This is a genomic window from Clostridium sp. MSJ-8 (assembly GCF_018918325.1).
Lineage (GTDB): Bacteria > Bacillota > Clostridia > Clostridiales > Clostridiaceae > Clostridium.
In genome coordinates this window covers 17,095-39,338 of record NZ_JAHLQH010000047.1, presented here as the reverse complement: position 1 = coordinate 39,338, position 22,244 = coordinate 17,095, and the positions used below count along the sequence as shown (strand labels likewise).

Sequence of the window (22,244 nt, the reverse complement as noted above, 5' to 3'; positions counted from 1 at the left end):
TAATGAAATTATGCTATTTATGAAAACATATAATATTTGATATTAATTATTAAAATTCTATTTAACTGTATATGGAATCATTTGATAATCATAATCCCCTGCACTATCCATAACTTCAACCATTACATAAGCTGTTCCCTTAGTTGATGGTTTCCAGTTAACATAGTTTGTAGTAGAATAATTCTTTAATGTTTTCCATCCATTTACGCCTTCATGAACACTTACTTTATAGTATACTACATTATCAGCTGAAGATTTTCCTGTTGCAGTTATTTTTATTGTAGTTCCAACTGCTTGTGGACTTTCTTTACTAAACTTAACATCTGTTAAAGATACTGGCTTAGCATCCTTAACAACTAAACTCATAGTTTTTGTTGTTATTTTTCCTGCTGAATCTTTTACTTTAAAGTATAATTTATAAGTTCCTGCTTCCTTTGGTGTCCATGCTGCTGTCTTCTTAGTTGAATAATTTTGAGCAAAAGTAGTTTTTCCATCTTTTTGTGCTACAAATCTATATTGTAATCCTGATGTGCTTCCATTTATAGCAACACTTAAATTTACTACTTCACCAACCTTACCTTCAGATACGCTTGTAGATGGAGTTATTGTTATAGGATTTGACTTAACTGTATAAGTTTTAGTTGTCATTATAACAGAATTATTTCCATCCTTTACTTTGTAATAAACTTTATAAGTTCCTGCTTCTTTTGGTGTCCATGTTACTGTCTTCTTAGTTGAATAATCTTGAGTAAATACATATTTCCCTGATTTTTGTACTACAAATCTATATTTTAATGTTCCTTCTCCACCAGTAGCATTTGCTGATATTTTAACTGGAGTTCCAACATTAGTATTATCTGATGTTATAGTTGTGCTTGTAAATTTTGGCTTTGAAACCACTATCTTTTCTGTGATTTTATAACTTGCTGTTGCAGATGCCTGTCCTTTTGAATCCTTAGCAATTACTTTTATTGTATAGTTACCTGCTTCGTTAGGAGTCCAATTAAATGTTTTTGAAGATGAATAAGATTTAACAACTTCTCCATTTATCTCAAATTGATAAGATACTGTTCCTATAGCATCAGTTGCACTTGCAGTAGTAATCTTTATAGCTGTTCCTTCTTCTTGTGGTGAAACTTTGTCAAATGATATAGCATCACTTGATAATTTTATAATCTTATTTTCTGTAGGATTTACTAATGCTATTGATTTTCCATCAAAATGCATTGCCTTTCCTGCTTCAAAATACTTGCCTGGTTCTCTAGATGCAGGAACTTGATTATTTCCATCTGTAAATATTACTTGAGTTTTTGCTGTTTGATATTCTTCTGGTAATTTGTATTCATATCTATCTACTTCTGAATTATATGTCATCTTAACTCCAGGCCACTCAGCTATTTTAGTTGCAGATCCTGAACTTTCATTATACACATATGCATACATATCACCCCAACCACTTACTTTATCAGCATATAAATATCCTGCATTATATACTACAACTTTTTTCTTATAAGTATATGTTTCTGTAATAGGATTACCCTCTGCATCAGTTGCTGTTAATGTTAACTTAATTGATTCTCCATCTTTTAATTCTGAACCTAAAATTATCGATTGTCCATCTGTAAATGCTTCAGCAGCTTTATCGCCTATTTTATATTTTGCATTAGTACAATTCTGAGCACTTAATGTTATATCTATTGAATCTGTTGTAAATGTGCTTGATTCCTTACTAGCTTTAAGAATTGTTCTTATATTTTTTCCTTCGTATAATACTGTTATCTTTCCACCCTTGGCAGTTCCTTCTGTAAACTTTCCTCCAGATACTACGAATTTTTGGTTATAAACTTTATCGTAATATGTTCCGTCTGCTAAATTAGATGATGTACCATTTAAATTCTTATCTTCGCCTAAGTTAATAATTGTAACTCCAGCATTTTTTCCTGTACCACGTTCTATTGCTAATACTTGATTACTACCATAGTTTGTCATATTTTCATTTTGGCCTACCATAGCATTTCTAAATTGATTAACTGCTACTACTTCTGGATCTTTGAATTGATCATTACCTTTTGCTCCTAATACATTTTTACCCCATCTATTAGACCATCCATTAGATCCATCTGGTCTACTGAAGAATAAAGGTGTTCCATCTTCTCTAGCTGCTATTACAGCCCAACACATTCTGATTTGCCAATCATTCATCCATGCAGATGCACCTTCATTACAATAAGTATCGTGTGACTCAACCCATGTAACTAATTTACGTCCATTATTAGTTGGATGGCTCCAGTCTAATAAATCTCCAGAATTAAAACTCTTGTTTCTAATTCTATCTCTCAATTTATCACCATATGAACTAGCTGTTAAGCTAACGTATTGTGCATATTCTGTTTCCTTACAATTTCTATCTTGTAATACCTCACCATAATTGAAGATTCTATCCTTATCCTTTAATGTTACTCCCCCTACAGATTCCTTACCTGTTGCTACTGACCAAAAGTTATTACGCCAACCATTTGCAGATGTTCTAGAATCAACTGGATCAGAAGGTAATCCTATATGTTTTGCTGTATCATATCTAAAACCATCAGCTCCACAATCAATACAATCATTTAAATATTCAACAAAATACTTCTGGAAATCAGGATTTTCTGTGTTAACATCATATAATCCACCATTAGAGCATCCATGTAATGTACATTGATATCTATCATTATAATCATTTATTGGTTGATTATATCCAGAATGATATAACTTATCCCAACCTCCTGCTACATTTATTAATTCTTGACTTACTTTAGATCCGTTACCAGTAGTATGGTTAGGTACAACATCCACTATGACTTTTATACCATACTTCTCTGCTTCTGCACACATAGCCTTAAAATCATCCCTAGAACCTAATACATAGTTTCCTATCTTCCAATTAGTGGGTTGATAATACCACCACCATGCTCCATCAGAACCATCATCTGAATTCCCCATAAGTTTCATTGTTGTACAACTTTCATTAATATTATTAATAGGAGAAGTTTGTACAGCTGTATATCCCGCTTCCGCAATATCCTTCATATTAGCTTTTATTGTATTACATGACCATGACCAACAATGAAGAATTGTACCATCTTGAATATTATCACATAACCCATAATTAGTTCCTAAATATGTTGTTGTTTCACTTTGTATAGCTGTCATTATGTTACTACTATATGTTTCAGATTCATTTACTGAAACAGATGTAGCAGCTTTTGTTTCATATGCAGGAATACACGTAAATGTAAATCCCGACACTACAGCTAATGTCATAACAATACTTATAAATTTTTTAGATTTCTTAACCATAATTTATATCCCCCTTAATATGGTAAACCATTACTAGAATTATTATACAATATTGTGATAACCTTTACAATATATTTTTGAATTTTTTTTGAACTTTATATATTTTTTATGTATAATTTACTTTTTATATTAATATCTAATTTACATTATATAATTTTCTTTAGAATAAAAAGAACTGTTGGATCTTAAAAAACAAATCCAACAGTTCTTTTTATAATCTTCTATTTAATTACATAAGAGATGAAACTACTTTCACAATTATCATTTGAATCTTTTACATCTACCCATATAATATAATTTCCTTCAGATGCTGCTTTCCAATTTACATAATTCTTAGATGAGAAATCTTGTATAACTGTCCAATTGCCAAATCTATCATATGCCCAGAATCTATATTGTAAATTTTTTGCTCCACTTGCATTAGCAGTTATCTTTATTGTTTTTCCTGCTGCTTGAGGACTAGCATAATTAGTTTTTATTGAATTAATCTTAAGTTCTTGTGATTCTTCTACTACATAATTAACTACTTTGTAAACTGATTTTCCAGTAGAATCCTTTACTTTGAATGTTAATTTATAAGTACCTGCTTCAGTTGGAGTCCATGTTACTGAACTTGCAGTTGAGTAATCTTTAACAAATGTTGTTTTACCATTCTTTTGAGCTACAAATCTGTATTTTAATGTTCCTTGTCCTTCAGCAACAGTACTCATCTTAATAGCTGTACCTACTGTTTGTGGGCTCTTAACAGCTGTTGTTGCTGATTTTATAGCTAATGTTACTTGTGGTTCTTTTATAGTATATTTCATTGTCTTAGATACAGTTTTGCCTGTTGAATCTTTTGCTTTAAAATAAAGTGTGTAAGTACCTGCTTCAGTTGGAGTCCATGTTGCTGTTTTCTTAGTTGAAAAAGCTTGTGCAAATGTTGTCTTACCATTTTTTTGTGCTACAAATCTGTAATTTATTGTTCCATTACCTGTAGCTGAAGCACTTAATACGATACTCTTACCAATTTCTTGTGGACTAGCTAAGCTTGTCTTATAGCTATCTAATGTTAATTCTACTTGTTCGTCTTCTTTTTCAACTACATAACTCATATTCTTAGTAGCTTGTTTTCCATTTGAATCCTTTACTGTTACCTTTACATCATAAGTTCCTTCTTTAGTTGGTGTCCAAGTATATGAAGAAGCACTTGAAAAATCTCTTACAGTATTTCCATCTATCTCATATTTGTATGATAGAGATCCTGTACCACCTGAAGCTGCAGTTGTAAATTTAACTGATTCATTAACTTTAACAGATGTTTTGTTTGCAGTTAATGAAGATATCTTAGGATTAGTTACTTCTCCTCCACTTTCCTTACCTACTCTAGCTAATGGAACTGTTACATTATCTACATCTTCCTTTTCACCTGAAGTAGAATCATCAGCACTATATGCTTTTGTAGCATTATCTAAGAATGTTGGATCCATAGGAACTGAATTCATTCCAGATGCTCCAAATGTACTTATCTGCATAACACCTATACCATTATTCTCTAAGTAATCTTTTGAGATACCTAAAGCATCTAATGGAATAGACATTTCATACATTGTATCTTGACTAGTACTGTGTCCTTTGTCTAACATGTTAACCCAATCAGCTGAAGGATTAGCTAAATCTGATGGTACATATCCTTTAAATCCATTATTGTTTATACCATATAGAGTAGAACCTAAGAAGCCATCTCCATATTTGTATTGTACACCTGCATCCTTGAATGATAAACAAGTACCATAATCAAGCTTACCATTAACACTTGAGAATATAGCTGGTTCACCTACACCTGGTTTAGATGAAAAACATACAACTTTATCAACATTAGTAGTAAAGTTTGTATTCAATCCCCATACTGACTTACCATCTGAAGCTGTACCATCAGTATAATCTCCACTACCTGTATCAAGTGCTAACATTATAGGCATATTACCATTCCATGGCTTACCATTATCTGATATAGGATAACCTTGTTCTGGAGCGACTACATCAGTAACGTTTACAAATTGCCACATTAAATATAAGTTATCGTTATCCCATGCAGCATATAACGCATAACTATCATAAACTGGTCCTTCATGACATCCTCTAAATGCACGTGGATCATCGTTAGCAACACCCTGTGCTATAAGCATATCTTCTGACCAATCACTAAAACTTCCATCAATTGTTATTGTCTTATTCTTACCTACACCACCATTTGGGTTAGTAGCATAATAACCATTATCTAATATTGATTCTAATCCTGTATCTGCATTAGCAGTTACATCTCCTGATATTGACGTAAATAATCCTGACGCTACAACTGCTGTTGTAACTAGGCTAATCAACTTTTTAGTTGATTTCTTCATATGAATCCCCCCTATTATCTTCAAAAAATAAATACAACATTTTATTACAATAATATTATAACGTTTTCAAACATTTATGTAAACCTTTTTTTAATAAAATTACTAAAAATTTAAATTTATAAATTTTTTATAACATTTTTTATAATAAAGAAGAGAATGACTACTATCCTCTTCTTTATTTATATTAGCTATTTAACAGTTACTGTCTTTGTCTTATATATTTCTTTGCCTGTAGAATCTTTAACTTTAAAGAAAATCTTATAAGTTCCAGCTCCTTCTGGTATCCATAATGAATAATTCTTATCTGAATACTTTTGTACAAATACATTCTTACCATTTTTTTGTACAACAAATCTATATTGTAAATTACCTTCTCCAGTAGCACTTATAACAAATCTTCCTATTTTTATTGTTCCCATAGATGATATATTTGCAGAATAATCATTAATTGCTAACTGTTCTACTGGTTTTTCTTTTATTGTAACTTTTGCAGTCTTATATACTATTGTTCCTGCTTCATCCTGAACTTTATAATACAATGTATAATTTCCAGCTGCAGTTGGAGTCCATGATACTGACTTAGCTGTTGAGAAATCTTTAGTAAACACATATTTGCTTCCTGATTTTACAACAAATCTATATTTAAGTGTACCTACCCCACCAGTTGAAGTAGTTGATAGTGTTATCTTTGTTCCAACATAATTATCTTTTGATGTTGCTTTAGTAGATGTTATTTTAAGTGGTTCTGCAATTTCTTCTTTTGCATATACATATGTTACTGTTATATCTGAAGATGTATATAAACCTGTAGCATTCAAAGGTTTTACTGATAATTTGTATCCATCAATATTCTTTGCTGTAGTTGTATATTGTTTTCCAACAACTCCTGTCATAGTTGTTGATTTTGCTATTTCTTTATTAGTTGCTTTATCTACATATTTTACAATTACTTTTCCATATTTAACATCTGGATTATGATCATATACTACACCATTTTTTATCCAAACTTCACCTTCTGCTATATAACCATCTTGTTTTGCTGCTGGTTCTTGAAGTGTCCCTCCATTGTTAAATATTATATATCCTTCTTCATGATCATCAACTTCATATGACCACCATCCTGAACCTTCATCAGCCATCTTTGTTCCTGGCCATTTTCCTACATAAGCAGTTGCACCATCACCTGGCTTATCATATGCATATAAATAAACAGTTCCATAATTGTTAGCATTATAATAATGTACTGTTAAATTCTTAGTTACCTTTTCATTGTAATAATAAGTTACTGTTTGATTACCTGATGTATATACTCCACTCGCATTACTTGGTAATGAAGTTTCATCTAAAGTATATCCTTTTATAGTTTTAGCAGTTGTAGTATAGGCTTTTCCTTGTTTACCAGTTAATACAGTTGAATCTGCTATTTCTTTATTAGTACTCTTATCTATATATTTTACTGTTACAGTTCCCTTTGGAGTTGTATCTGGAGTATATTTATATGTTACTGTTGTAGTTCCTTCTACATAAATACCTGTAGCATTACTTGGAGTTTCTGATAATACATAATCTTCTATATCTATAGGAGATGTAGTATATTTTTCACCTACATTACCTTTCTTTGTAGTAGAAGTTGCTATTTCTTTTCCTGTTTTGGCATCTACATATTTAACTACTACAGTTCCTTTTTCATTAACAGGATGAGCATAGAAGCTTGTTGAATCTACTAACACCATAGTACTTCTTGCAGGAACTGTTATTGTATTACTATTAACTTCTGATAATTTTTCAACACCAGCAGTTTGTCCGTCTGCAATAACAACCCACTTACCTGGTAGAGTTGATGCAGATTGTAATGTTACTTGTTTACTACTAGCATTTGAATTGTGAATAACTGCAACATAATTCCATTCATTATCTGGATTTAACTTATTTTGCATTGTATATGCTACAACTCCTGATGGGCAACTTGCTCCCCATGAGAAGTATATTGTCTTATTAGAAGTATTAGTTGGATCTGTAAATGGTGAATATGCTTTTCTTATTGCAATTAATCCCTTGTAGTAATTAACTATGCTAGAAAATTGTTCTACTCTATTCCATGATAATTGATTAACTGATGTAGCAGAATTATAACTGTTACCCTCACCATATTTTGTTCTTGCAAATTCTTCACCAGCTTGCATAAATGCTACACCTTGAGAAGTAAGAACTATACCACCAGCTAATTTATTCATAGCAGCTAAATCATCATAATAATTATCATAGCCACTACCACCTTTAACTGACTTAATTAATTTATCATACAATGTATAGTTATCATGTGCCGAAACATAAGTTACTGTTTGTGATGGTTGCTTAGACCATTTATTACCTGATGCAACTGAAGTATTAGCTTGAATTCCTTGTTTAATAGCTTCTTCATATCCATATGCACCTTGTATAAAGCCTGTTGCATTAGCATTGAAGCAACTTCCTTTTATTGCATCTCTTATCTTATCATTAAATGCACCAACTTCTGCATCAACTAATCCCATATTGCTTTGAAGAGCTGTTGGTTTTGATGTTGCAACAGTTTCTGCACTCCATGGCTCACCATATATAACAACATCTGGATTAATTTTTTGTAATTCTTGCTTAATTAAATTCATAGTATCTACATCATGTATTCCCATAAGGTCAAATCTAAAACCATCTATATGATATTCTGTCATCCAATATTTTAATGAGTCTATCATATATTTTTGATACATTGCTCTTTCACTTGCTGTTTCATTACCACAGCCTGATCCATTAGCAAATCCCTTATTATTATGTCTATAATAATATCCATAAACAGTCTTATTAAACCATGATTCTTCTGTAGCATAAGTATGGTTGTATACAACATCCATTATAACCCCAATATTTTCACTGTGTAATGATTGAACCATTTCTTTAAATTCTTTTATTCTTACATTTCCATCATAAGGATTTGTAGAATAAGATCCTTCTGGAACATTATAATTCTTTGGATCATAACCCCAGTTATATTGGTCTTGGTCTAATTTTGTTTCATCAACAGAACCATAATCATATACTGGTGTTAATTGAACATGTGTTATACCTAAATCTACAAGATAGTCTAATCCAGTCTTAGTCTTTCCTGCATTATTAAGAGTAGTTCCTCTTTCAGTATAAGCAAGATATTTTCCTTTATTCTTCATTCCAGAATTTGGATCTATAGAAAAATCTCTCACATGGCTTTCCCATACTATAGCATCAGTTTGATCTTCACATTTAACAAATGTATCATTATCCCATCCAGCTGGATCTGTGCTATCCAAGTCTACTACCATTCCTCTATTTCCATTTACACCTACTGCTTTTGCATATATATCTACTGTTTCATTTACTTCATTATTTTGTGTAACTAAATATTCGTAATATTGATTCTTTATATCACCTGTTATCTGAATTGACCAAACTCCGTTGCTTCCTTTAGTCATATCTTCTGTTGCAATAATTTTTGCACCTGCTTCACTATCACTTCCAGTAGTGTATCTTCTTAATTGAACTTTACTTGCTGTAGGTGCCCATACCTTAAATGTTGTTTTTGATTTTGTATATGTGCATCCTAAATCTGTTCCACTATATGCTTGTGCGTCTAAATATGAATAATCAGCAGCTGCTGATACCTGCTGTACATTTATAGGTAAATTAGTAAATACAGAAGTCATCATAAGTGCTGTAACAACAGACGCAATAAACTTTCTTCCCTTCATTTAATTTTCCCCCTACGTATATTGTAATATTTATGTCTATTTAACAGTTAAGCCCTTTATACACTATATAAAGGGCTCAACCTTAATGTCTAATAACTATTTAATTACATATGACATTGATTTTTGTACTACTTTTCCAGAAGCATCTTTTACTTTGTAATAAATCTTATAAGTTCCTGCTTCACTTGGAACCCATATTGCTCTTGAATTACTTGTATAATTTTGTACAAATACATTCTTGCCACCTTTTTGTACTACAAATCTATAAGTTAAATCTCCATTACCACCTTTTGCAGCCATAGTTAATATCAATAATGATTCAACTGGTTGTGGTGAAGCAAGATTAACTTTATATGAAGTTATTTCTAGTTCACTAGTTGCATTAACTGTATAATTAAATGTTTTAATAACTTCTTTTCCTGTTGAATCTTTAGCTTTTACTGTAATTTTAAATGTACCTGCTGTAGTTGGAGTCCATGTTGCTGAATTCTTACTACTATATGCTTGAGTAAATACATATTTGCTACCTTGTTGTACTACAAATCTATAGTTAATAGCCCCTTGTCCTTGTGCTACAGCTTTAAATGTAACCGCTTCGCTTACATTTATTGGAGATTTCTTATCAACTGAAACGTTCTTAAATTCTAAGTTAGTGTTATTTTCTTCTATAGTAAATTTCATTGACTTAGTTACAATCTTATTATTGTCATCTTTAACTTTACCATAAATTGTATAAGTACCTGCTTTACTAGGTGTCCATGAAACAGTATTATTAGCTTTAAAACCTTGAATAACTTTTCTATCTTTTCCATTAATTACTATGAATTGATATAATGCATCTCCTTGAACGCCTGTAGCTTTTCCTGTTATTTTGATTGTTTCATTAACTTTTCTAGGTGAAGATACGTTAGTTGCAATTGTAAGATCTAATTTTGAAGGAGTTTCTCCTGTGTATTCATAATCTTGTGATACTTTCTCATTCATTGAGTTTTCAACTTCAACTCTTATTTTCTTATTAGTTGAAGTAGTAGTAAATGTATTATTAGTTGAATAATTTTGTCCTACTGTAACATTTCCCTTTGAATCTATAATGTAGAATTTATAGAATAATAAGTTTGTTCCTATTTTTCCACCTGAAGCTTTTACTGTATAAGTAATATTTCCATTAGATTCTACTCCTGTTACAGAGTCTATACAAGGTTTTTCTTCGTTAACTCTTGCTGTTACTTCTACTGTTTTACTAACCTTAGCACCTGCTTTGTCTGTAACTTCTAATTTGATTGTATAAGTTCCAGCTTTTGATGGTGTCCATTTTATAGTTCCATCTGTTGATGTTCCCATTGATACTGCAGAAGCTCCATCTTTTGAAACTGTATATTTATAAGTATAAGGTGCAGTTCCACCTGATACTGCAGCTGTAAATGTTACTTCTGTAGCTACATCTACATCTGTTGCACTTGCGTTTAATGAAGATAATGTTAATGCTTTATTGTATTCTTCCCATTTTCCATTTTCATATTTATAACAACTTCCAGCTGTATAAGTTAAGCCTTGTAATCCTGATCCTGGATATTGGTTACCATTTCCATCTGTAAATATTATATATCCTTCCCAACCATCTGGTAAATCATAACTATATAATCCATTTCCAAGGTTATTCATTTTATTTCCTGGCCATTTAGCAAGATTGCCTGTGCTATTATATGCATAGCAGTATAATGTACTTCCCCATCCTGATGGTAATTGGCAATATACATCATCAGTTAATACTGGAGTTGGTTTTTTAGTAAATGTATACTTTTTAGTAGTAGTATCTTTTCCATCTGTTGCAGTTAAAACAACAGTAACTGATTCGCCTTCAGCTAAATCTTTACCTATTACAACTTGCTTGCTGCTTGTGAATTTTTCTGCTGCCTTGCTACCTACCTTAACAGTTCCTGATGTAGCATTCTTTAATCCAACTGTAACTGTTAAAGAATCTCCTGTAAAATCTCCACCTTCTTGAGATATTGTTGGTGTTGGAACTGTAATAGGCTCTTCAGCTTTGTATAATACAGCAAATGATGATGCTGGTAAGTTTCCTGTAATTCTTCCGTTTGATACTGTGAATGTACCACCATAAGTTGCTTTATTAGTATAAGTACCATCTGGTAAATTAGTTGATGTACTTACTGATTGGCTAGATGTAGAAACATTAACTAATACAAGACCTAAGTTTCCTCTAGATATTTTCATTATATTATTATTGTTAATAGCTTCTACTGATTCTCCAGCATTGCTCTCTTCCATTAATGTATGGAATTTATTCATTTCAACTACATTTTGTTGTTTATAGTCATCTGAACCACTTTGTCCTACATCTTTATATGGTTCTCCTTGTGGATGAATGTAATCATTACCAAAGCTTTGAGATGTTGGTCTATTGAAGAATAGAGGTACTGAACCTTCTCTACCAGCTACCATAGCCCATGCTAATTGTATTTGGTTTTGAGATAAACATCTTGTTGCTCCTTCATTAGCATAAGTATCATGAGTTTCAACGAAAGATACTAACTTACTGTTAGGAATGCTTCCATCTCCAACTTGACCTTCCATATACTTATCAACTAATCCTTTACTAACAGTAGGAGTTACCTTACCTGTATGATTATTATTACCATCTAAAGTTCCATTTTCCCATACTTCATATCCTACAGCTGATCTTACATACCATCCATAAGTACTTGCTGTAACATTCATATATTTAGCATAGCCTGGGAAGTTAGTACCTGGTTCATCACCTTGTAATACTTCTCCATATATAAATGCATTAGGATTCTTTGATTTTATTGCTTTTATTATATTAGTCCAATAAGTACTAGTTACTGCTCCTGAAGCAGTTTCTTCTGGTAATTCTATACTCTTTGCAGCATCAAATCTAAATCCATCAGCTCCTGCATCTGCTAATTCATTTAGATAATTAATCATTTTATTTTGTACCACTGAATTACCTGTATCTAAATCTGGCATTCCAATTACATTACCTTGAGTTACTTGATATCTATTTGACCAATTTGTAATTGTACCAGCATGATGAACATGACTTGCTAGTTCACTGTCAACATATCCACTAGTACTTCCTTTTATATCTGCCAAATGGTTTCCTACAATATCAACTATAATCTTTAATCCATATTCATGAGCAGCTTCACACATTGCTTTAAATTCTGCTGCAGTACCTAATTGATAGTTTCCTAATGTATAATATGTTGGTTGATAATGATAATACCATGTTGGATTATCCTTTGTATTCTTTAAGCTAGTATCATTCCAACTTTCTCCCTTTCTACATGCTTGAGCAGGTGATGTTTGAATTGATGTATATCCTGCATCTGCTATTTCCTTAACATGATTTTTTATTTCATTAAATGACCAACACCATGCATGTAATATTACACCATCTTCTATTTTATCTGCTTGAAGTGATGATGAAGAATTAGAAGCAGTAACTGCTGTTTCTGTTGTTGCAGCTTGTGTATAAATTGGTGCACTTGATAAAAATAACCCTGAAGATATAGCTATTGAAGTAACTATACTTACAAGTTTTTTAGATAAATTACCCATAATGTCCCCCTTACATATTAATTATTTTTAGAGTATTTTTTATTAATTGAATAGTAGGAGGGCATCTATTATTGATGCCTTCCTATATGTCTATTCCTTTTATTATTATTTTACTGTGAATGTAACCATTTCACTTGTAACTTCTCCTGTACTATCCATAGCATCAACCCATATGAAGTAATTGCCTGCTTCTGTTGGTTTCCATGTTGCTGTATTTTTAGTTGAGAAGTCTTTTATTAATGACCAATCTCCGCCTACTTTATATGCCCACATCTTGTAGTAAACTACATTGCTACTTTGAGCATCTACAGTTATTTTAATGCTTGTTCCTGCTGCTTGAGGAGAATTTTTTGATAATTTTACTGAGTTTATCTTAAGCCCTGCTGCTTCATGAACCTCATAATAAACTGCTTTATATATTTCTTTTCCTGTCTCATCTTTTGCTTTAAATGTTAATTTATAAGTTCCTGCTTCACTTGGTGTCCATGTTGCTGTATTAGTACTTGAATATGCTTTAGTGAAAGTTGTCTTTCCATCCTTTTGTGCTACGATTCTATATTGTACTTTGCCTTGTCCACCACTTGCTGTCATAGACAATTTAATATTATCTCCAACTGTACCATTTTCTTCACTTATATTTGTTGATGCAATTGTTAATTTTGTTGAGTTTTCTTTTACTTCACAGTAAGCTATTTTATATATTTCTTTTCCTGCTTCGTTTTTTGCTTTAAATGTTAATTTATAAGTTCCTGCTTCACTTGGTGTCCATGTTACAGATTTTGTAGTTGAATATGCTTTAGAAAATGTTGTCTTTCCTTCTTTTTGAGCTACAAATCTATATTTTATTGTTCCTGTTCCTGTTGCATTAGCTGACATTGTTACCTTATCTCCAGCTTTTACTACTGTCTTATCTATTCCATATTCAGTCATTTCAAAAGTTGTTGATGGATTAGTAATCTTATAATCTATAGCTTCTGAAGCAGCTATATTTCCATCTGAATCCTTGCAATTAACTGTTATTGTATAATTACCTGCTACTGTTGGTTTCCATGTTGCACTTAATGATGTTGAGTAATCTTTTATAGTTTTTCCATTAACTTGGAATTCATAAGTGAAGTTTCCTGATCCTCCAGTTGCTTCAGTAGTTTTAATAGTTATTGATGTTCCCTTTACTTGAGGAGAAACTTTTGATGTTGTAACTGTTCCAGGTACAATATCAACTGAATCTTCAGTTGGATTAACTAAACTAATTTGACTTCCATCAAATACCATAGCCTTTCCAACTACATAATATTCACCTGGTTGTCTAGTTGCTGGATATTGGTTTGATCCATTAGAAAATATTACTTGAGTTGTTGCAGTTTTATATTCATCTGGTAATTCTAATACATATCTATTTTCTTCTTTATTGAATGTCATTTGAACTCCTGGCCATATTGCTGGAGCTTTAACTGTTGAACCACTTTCATCATAGATATATGCATACATTGGTCCACTCCATTTACAATTACCATTTACATATAATGTTCCTTCATCATATTGTATAACTTTCTTAGTTAATACAATTGTCTTACTTTCTATTTTAGCACCACAACCACATGATTTTTTATCTGTACCTGTTACTGTAATAGTAGTTTTAGCTCCATCTTTTAATCCTTTACCAATTGTAATCTTATCTCCATCAGCAAATGATTTAGCTGCTCCACCATTTATACTATACTTACCGTCAACTTTAGATCCACAACTTAATTTAACTTCTGTTGTATCAGTTGTATAAGTTGTATCACTTGATGGATTAATTCCTAATGTGTGTTCATCTATTTTTCCAGTAGCTTCTACTAATATTACTCCATTCTTGTCACAAGTAAATGTTGCAACTCCACCAGATACTGTTGTTTTTTCACCTGTATAAGCATCTCTTACTTCTGTTCCATCTGAGAATACACTTCCAACTTGAACATCATAAGTTCCTGCTGTTCCTGGTAATGAACATACAACTGAGTCTGATACGCCATTCTTATCATATACTCTACTGAATGTATAAGGTGATGCAGATATTTGTTTATGAGTACCAGCACCTACAGATATATGGTTAGCTCTGAATGTACCAACCTTTTGCCAGTGAGCTAATTCAGTAGTATCTATTGAATCCCAATTCATTTGGCTTCTCCAACTTTGCTCTGTATTACTTCCTACTGCTTTTCTATTAGTTTCATCACCATAATATATTTGAATTCCACCTGGTAATAATAATAAATCTGTACCAGCTTTAATCATATTTTCTGTTGTATTTCTTGATAATCCTTTATCATGTGATGAAATGTATGATAAAACATTATAGTTTGAATCCGAATTAATAGTATTAGCATAGCTTGAATAAGTTCCTTCTAAGCCTGAGTAGCTTGAGAATGCTGCTCCTTGATATCCAAAGTTAATTAATGAATTAAATCCATTTGAATAATATTCTTTATTATTTCCTAAACCATTATTCCAAACTTCACCAGTCATCCAGAAATCATCAGTCCATTGTGCACCAGCTTTAGTAGGATTATTTTGTCTCCATTCTTTTAATGCTTTCTCACATTCTTCATCTAATGCTTTCCATGAAGATAATGGAATATGTTTAGCTGTATCACATCTGAAACCATCTATACCATAATCTCTTACGTAATCTGATAACCATTTTACAACATAGTTGCTAACTGTTCTACTTCTACCAGTTGAAGCAAACCACTTATTTAAATCAGCTACTTTTTCATCATAAGTTCCTTCCTTCTTCCACTTATTAACTAATATAGGTGGTAAAGAAACTTCTTTAGAAGATTCCATCTTTAAGTCTGGAAGTCCTGATGAACACAATGTTATTTCATCTCCATTTTCTGATCCTTCATATCCTTTAAATCTAGTAGATACTGCTCTTATCCAATCAGTTCCCCACCAGTTAGAAGTCCAATCTCCGTCGTATACCATCATACCTGTCGAACCATTATTAGCTGCTTCACCAGCATAATCGTTATACCACTTGTAGCTCTTTTCACTCCAATTATAATAAATGTCTTGCCAATTAGATGCTAGCTTACCAAAGCCATATTCATTAGCAGTAACTGGATCTGCATATCCAACGTGATTCATAACAACATCCATTACTACTCTTATGCCATGTTCATGAGCTGTATCTACGAAGTTTTCAAGATCTTCAGCAGTACCCATATTCTTATCTACTTCTGAGAAATCTAATGCATAGTAACCATGATAAGCATAATGTTTAAAACCTGATCCTGCTAAAGCACCATGTATTTGTTCATATGGAGCTGTAAACCAAATAGCATTAATTCCAAGATCATCGAAGTAGCCTTCTTCGATCTTTTGTGTTAAACCTTTTAAATCTCCACCATGGAAAGTTCCTTCTCTGTTTTCATAATTAGCAGCATCTGCTTCTCCAACTGATCTTCCATATGAATGGTCATTAGATTTATCTCCATTTACAAAACGGTCTGTTATTAAGAAATAAACTGATGCGTTATCCCATGAGAAAGGTAAGTTTTCTCTATCAGTTGTTTTTGATGCTGGAAGTGAATAGTTCACTACTCCGTTATCATCTACATTAACATTTAATACATTCGAATTAGTGCTAGTTGTAGATGTTGCTGTTTCATCTTCTTGAGTTGTAGTTGTTGCTGTTGTAGTAGCTGCACTTACTACACTATTTGTTAGAAATGTTGCCATTACTGTTGCCATTGCTACAATTCTTTTTAGTTTTTTACTGTTCATGTGATCCCCCCTACGAATATTACATAACTCTAATATTTTAATACCCCTTATATAATAATAAGTAATTGTTATGTTAAACCTTTTCAATGAACTATACAAAATAAAGTTACGGTAAACACCACATAAACAGTCAACGTTTACTAGTACATATGTAGTTAACGTTTACTATTGCTAGATCACTAACCTTCGTTTGTATCTTTCACTATATATATAATAACTCTATTTTGTTAACTTTTCAATATCTTTGTATACATTTTATTCACATTTTTAACATTTTATATATTCATTATTTTTATATGTATTTTTTATTATTTTGTAATATTAATGTTATTTTTTGTTTTAAATTATTAAAAATTTATTACTTTTTGTTTTGTATGTTTTAGTAGTCTGTCAAATATATGCATTATTTTTTAATATTTTAGTTAATATTTATACCAATTTTATTAATTTTTTATTCAATATATTTATTAACTGTTCTAATTATTCAAAAATGCTAATAATAAAATCGTCAAGGATACTTATGAAGTCTTAGATTCAAATTTTATAAAATTTCCTATAAAGCAAAAAAAATTAAGTTAGCATTAAAAATGTTGTTCTATTGGAACTTTAAAAAGCTTACAACATTTAGCCAACTTAATTTTTTTATATTTTAAAATTCTTATATACCCTTTATCTAAAATGTATTTATTATTTATATTCTATAAATTAACTATCAATTCTACATATATCTGCACCCAATTTCTTAAGTTTCTTCTCAATATCAACATATCCTCTATCAATATGATATATATCTGTAACTTCTGTTTTTCCTTCAGCAATTAAACCTGCAAGAATCATTGCTGCCCCTGCCCTCAGATCAGTTGCTCTAACATTGCATCCTGTTAATCTATCAACACCTTCAATAAATGCTGTTCTACCATCTATATTAATATTAGCACCCATTCGTACAAGTTCAGGAACATGCATAAACCTATTTTCAAACACAGTTTCTGTTATTATGCTAGAACCTTTTGTAACTGCTAATAAGCTCATCATTTGTGCCTGCATATCTGTAGGAAAACCTGGATAAGGCAAAGTTTTTACATTAACTGGTTTTCTGTATACTCTTCCATCAATAATAAGTTTATTTTTATTACAATCTATAATAACTCCACTTTCTTTTAGTTTACCCATAAGTGGACTAAGATGTGCTTCATTTATGCCATTAATAATCAATTTGCTATTTGTAATTGCAGCTGCAATCATAAATGTACCTGCTTCAATCCTATCATATATAGGTAAATATTCACATCCTTTTAATTCCGTTACACCTTCTATTATTATCTTACCAGCTGATTCAATCATAATGTTTGCACCTATTTTATTTAAAAAGTTGATTAAATCTATAACTTCTGGTTCTCGTGCTGAATTTTCTATTATAGTAGTTCCCTCAGCTAACACTGATGCCATAATTATATTCTCTGTAGCTCCAACTGATGGAAAATCTAAATATATTCTATTTCCAATTAACTTATCTGCTCTAGCTTCTACATATCCATTTTGACTAGTTATTTTAGCACCTAATATTTCAAATCCTTTCAAGTGAAGATCTATAGGTCTACTTCCTATGTTACATCCTCCTGGAAGTGATATTTTACAATATCCAAATCTTGCAAGCATTGGTCCCATAAGTAAAAAGGATGCTCTCATTTTTCTTATTAATTCTCCATTTACCTGTGATATATTTATATTATCTGTGTTAATCTCAAGATTTTCATCCTTTGTTATATTTATAGAACAGTTTATTTCCCTTAACAGGTTTATAAACACTCTTACATCTTCAAATAAAGGCAATTTCTTTATTATAATATTATTAGGTGATAGTATTGTTGCTGCAATTATTGGTAATACTGAATTCTTAGCTGTACTTATATCAACTTCACCACTTAGTTTATTGCCACCTTTAATAATTATTTTTTCCATAATATCCTCCACAATGAATTGTTAGTATGTTGTATATATCATGGGGGTTCCTATAATAATATACCCACCTGTATTGTAATTAACTACGGCATACTGCACATTTTCTCCATCTATTAATTGACCTTTTCCAACATAACCATTATGGATTTTTAATGTTTTCTTATTAATTATTTTTTTCTTTATAATTTCTTGTACTTTCTCTTCATTTTTTATTTTTTCCTTTTGATAAATATAATATTTATTATTATATGCATTATCAACTTTCAGCTTATCAATTTGCTTCTTAAGCTCACTGAACTTATAATCTATTGATTTATTAGTAAGTTCTATAGAAACCTTATATATATTATTCATATTATATATATTACATCTTCCATATACTGTCCCATCATTAAATTCTAAACAAGATGATGTTTCATAAGTTATATTGTATCTATCCTTTATACTCTTTAAAACATAATTATCTACATACCAGTCCACATAATATTCAAGTTTAATTGAATTCTCTACAAATTCAGAATAAGGTTCTATTATTTTAAAAATATATTCTATATCATTATTTATATAATAACATTGTAATAACATTGTTATTATAACTCCCATAACAAGCGTAATCTGTATCTTTCTCATTATTAACAACTCCTCTTTATTGATTATTGTCAATAATTCAAATTCTATACATTTGCACTATAGAATATATTATTCTTTTAATAAAAAAAAGTGAACAGTATATTTACTGTTCACTTATACTTATTCGTATATTAGCCTTTAATAAAGATAATTCCGCTCTTTCTACATCATAACCATCTTTAGAAAGCCTTCTTTCAGCTCTCTCTTTAGATGCTTTTGCTCTATTTATATCTATATCTTGTGATAATTCTGATGATTCACAACAGAAATTCAATTTATTATTTTGTACATTTATTATACCATTTGATGTGAACACCTTAATAACTGTTCCATCTTCTAATACAAGCTTGGTACAACATGGTACTGTACTAATTATGCTAGGTGCATAATTATGTAGAACTTCTATTTCTCCACTATCACTTTTTGTAAATAACTTTTCAACATCTCCATCAAATACTACTTTATCTAATGTTAATATCTTCACTCTAAAGGTTTGGGCCATTTTCATCCACCCCTAACTTAATGTTTTTGCTTTTTCTACAGCATCTTCTATTGTTCCTGCAAATAAGAATGCTGATTCAGGAATGTCATCATAATCTCCATTTAAGATACCTTTGAATCCTTTTATAGTATCCTTTATAGATACATATTTACCTTTCATTCCTGTAAATTGTTCACCTACTGTAAATGGTTGTGATAAGAATCTTTGAACTTTTCTTGCTCTTGATACTATTGCCTTATCTTCTTCTGATAATTCATCTACACCTAATATAGCTATAATATCTTGTAATTCTTTATATCTTTCAAGTATATTCTTTACATCAGTTGCTACTTGATAGTGTTCCTCACCAACTATTCTAGGATCTAATATTCTTGAAGTTGATTCAAGTGGATCAACTGCTGGATATATTCCTAACTCAACTATACTTCTAGATAAAACTGTTGTTGCATCTAAGTGAGTAAATGTTGTTGATGGTGCTGGGTCTGTAAGGTCATCAGCTGGAACATATACTGCTTGAACTGATGTTATTGAACCTTGAGTTGTTGAAGTAATTCTTTCTTGTAATGCACCCATTTCAGTTGCTAATGTTGGTTGATAACCAACTGCTGATGGTATTCTACCAAGTAAAGCAGAAACTTCTGAACCAGCTTGTGTAAATCTAAATATGTTGTCTATGAATAATAACACATCTTGACCCTTATCTCTAAAATATTCAGCCATAGTAAGTCCAGTAAGTGCAACTCTCATTCTTGCACCTGGTGGTTCATTCATTTGTCCAAATACTAAAGCAGTCTTCTCTATAACTCCTGATTCTTTCATTTCATAGTATAAGTCATTTCCTTCTCTTGATCTTTCTCCAACTCCTGTGAATACTGAAAGACCTCCATGTTGTCTTGCTATATTATTAATTAACTCTTGGATAAGTACAGTTTTACCTACACCTGCACCTCCAAATAGTCCTATCTTACCACCTTTTTGATAAGGTGCTAATAAGTCTATAACCTTGATTCCAGTCTCAAACATCTGTGGTTCAACTGATTGATCTTTAAAACTTGGTGCTGGTCTATGAATAGGATATACTAAATCTCTATTTACACCTTCAGTTCCATCTAAAGGTTCTCCTAAAACATTAAATACTTTACCTAATACTTGTTCACCTACAGGAACTACTATTGGTTTTCCAGTATCTATTGCTTCCATACCTCTTCTTAATCCTTCAGTTGCTTCCATAGCAATTGTTCTTACTATATCATCACCCATATGCTGTTCAACTTCACAAACTACCTTGTCATCTCCAACAGCTATGTCAATTGCATTATATAGATTAGGAAGCGAGTCTGAATCAAATTTTATATCTACAACTGGTCCAATTACTTGAACCACCTTTCCTACTCTTTCAGGCATTAAAAATACCTCCTTCTATTTCTGTACTTCTGATCCGCCGATAATTTCAGTTATCTCTTGAGTTATCATTGATTGTCTGATTCTATTATACTTAAGATTTAAGCTAGATAATATATCATCAGCATTGCTTGTTGCTCCATCCATTGCATTCATTCTTGCACTTTGCTCACTGCATCTTGATGATAGCATAAAACTTCTTAGTTTACCTTTTAAATAGATATCTAAAGATTTCTTAAATACAACTTCTAGATTAGGTTCTACAAATTGTTCACTTGATGATCCTTCTATTTTATCTATAGGCAATAACTTTTCACTTTTCACCACTTGTTTAATAGGTGAAATAAAATCTGTATATACTACATACGCTTCTGATATTTCTCCCTTATCAAATAGCTCTAATACTTTTCTATATATAACTTTTATTTCTTTTTCAGTTGGAATATCTGGAATATCAACATATTCAGCTACCGGTGATAATCCCATTTTTTCAACGAAACTTATACCTTTATTACCAACTACAATAATCTGAGAATTTTCTTTTTCATCAGATATTAAATTTTCTAAATAATCTGCTACATTATTGTTATATCCAGAACAAAGTCCTGAATCAGATGATATCATAACATACAACTTATTAGGACTTTTATTCTCTTTGATATAACTAACATCTAAATCATCATCCATCATAGAAACAAGCGATTCCATATTATTCTTTGCGGCATCTGCATATTCTGTACTTGCTGCTAACTCTCTTCTACACTTTCTAAGTTTAGAGGTTGCAACAAGTCCCATAGCTTTAGTAATTTTTCTAGTACTCTCTACTGATTTTAGTCTTCTTTTTATCTCTATTAAACCTGCTGCTCCCATAAACTACCTCCTAAAGAT

General features: G+C 31.2%; 10 protein-coding genes. All 10 read right to left on the bottom strand.

Features of this window, described 5'->3' with window-relative positions; genetic code table 11:
• Positions 1-57 precede the first annotated feature (57 nt).
• The 10 genes from KQI77_RS10535 to atpG all read right to left on the bottom strand — a co-directional run bounded on the left by KQI77_RS10535 (position 58) and on the right by atpG (position 22,226).
• Entirely contained in the window at positions 58-3,342 is a 3,285-nt protein-coding gene (locus KQI77_RS10535) for a triple tyrosine motif-containing protein (protein ID WP_216390391.1), read from the bottom strand.
• 221 nt (positions 3,343-3,563) lie between these two features.
• Entirely contained in the window at positions 3,564-5,726 is a 2,163-nt protein-coding gene (locus KQI77_RS10530; protein WP_216390390.1) for a triple tyrosine motif-containing protein, read from the bottom strand.
• 188 nt (positions 5,727-5,914) lie between these two features.
• Positions 5,915-9,487, bottom strand: coding sequence for a type I pullulanase (gene pulA, locus KQI77_RS10525; RefSeq protein ID WP_216390389.1), 3,573 nt, complete (start codon positions 9,485-9,487; stop codon positions 5,915-5,917).
• A 96-nt stretch (positions 9,488-9,583) separates the two neighbouring features.
• Positions 9,584-13,090: an alpha-amylase family glycosyl hydrolase gene (locus KQI77_RS10520; RefSeq protein WP_216390388.1), complete on the bottom strand. Its 3,507-nt coding sequence runs from the start codon at positions 13,088-13,090 to the stop codon at positions 9,584-9,586.
• Between the two features lie 105 nt (positions 13,091-13,195).
• Positions 13,196-16,861, bottom strand: coding sequence for an alpha-amylase family glycosyl hydrolase (locus KQI77_RS10515; protein ID WP_216390387.1), 3,666 nt, complete (start codon positions 16,859-16,861; stop codon positions 13,196-13,198).
• Positions 16,862-17,566: 705 nt separating this feature from the next.
• Complete coding sequence (gene murA / locus KQI77_RS10510; protein ID WP_216390386.1) at positions 17,567-18,823, bottom strand: UDP-N-acetylglucosamine 1-carboxyvinyltransferase; 1,257 nt, start codon at positions 18,821-18,823, stop codon at positions 17,567-17,569.
• Positions 18,824-18,844: 21 nt separating this feature from the next.
• Complete coding sequence (locus KQI77_RS10505) at positions 18,845-19,453, bottom strand: hypothetical protein (protein ID WP_216390385.1); 609 nt, start codon at positions 19,451-19,453, stop codon at positions 18,845-18,847.
• A 103-nt stretch (positions 19,454-19,556) separates the two neighbouring features.
• Positions 19,557-19,955 carry an ATP synthase delta/epsilon chain alpha-helix domain-containing protein gene (locus KQI77_RS10500; RefSeq protein WP_216390384.1) on the bottom strand — a complete coding sequence of 133 codons (399 nt, stop codon included), beginning with the start codon at positions 19,953-19,955 and terminating at the stop codon, positions 19,557-19,559.
• A 12-nt stretch (positions 19,956-19,967) separates the two neighbouring features.
• Positions 19,968-21,359: a F0F1 ATP synthase subunit beta gene (gene atpD, locus KQI77_RS10495; protein ID WP_216390383.1), complete on the bottom strand. Its 1,392-nt coding sequence runs from the start codon at positions 21,357-21,359 to the stop codon at positions 19,968-19,970.
• 15 nt (positions 21,360-21,374) lie between these two features.
• On the bottom strand, positions 21,375-22,226 hold the full coding sequence (atpG, locus tag KQI77_RS10490) for an ATP synthase F1 subunit gamma (protein ID WP_216390382.1): 852 nt from the start codon (positions 22,224-22,226) through the stop codon (positions 21,375-21,377).
• Between the last annotated feature and the right edge of the window lie 18 nt (positions 22,227-22,244).